The sequence below is a fragment of the Microseira wollei NIES-4236 genome (assembly GCF_020521235.1).
In the GTDB taxonomy this organism is placed as follows: domain Bacteria; phylum Cyanobacteriota; class Cyanobacteriia; order Cyanobacteriales; family Aerosakkonemataceae; genus Microseira; species Microseira wollei.
In genome coordinates this window covers 1-291 of sequence record NZ_BLAY01000657.1, presented here as the reverse complement: position 1 = coordinate 291, position 291 = coordinate 1, and the positions used below count along the sequence as shown (strand labels likewise).

Genomic DNA, 291 nt, shown 5'->3' with positions numbered 1-291 from the left:
GGGCGAAGTCATCAGCTACAGCATCGTTGTAGATAACAACGGCAACCAAACCCTGACGGGTGTAACTGTCAGCGACCCGAAATTGGGCACCCTCACCGGACCTAGTGGCGACAGCGACAGCGATAGCCAATTGGATGTGAACGAAACCTGGACTTATACAGGTTCCTACACCGTGACTCAAGCTGACATCGACGCCGGCGGTAACATTCTCAACACGGCAACGGCGGATAGTACTCAAACGCCGTCTGAAAGTGCTTCTACTTCGGTTCCCGTTGAGCAGAAACCAGACCT

The 291-nt window shown here is 53.6% G+C and carries 1 protein-coding gene; it reads left to right on the top strand.

The window, feature by feature from the left end; genetic code table 11:
- The coding region (locus tag MiSe_RS50165; RefSeq protein WP_226595097.1) for a CLIPPER-2 domain-containing protein at nt 1–291 on the top strand (291 nt) is incomplete at both ends.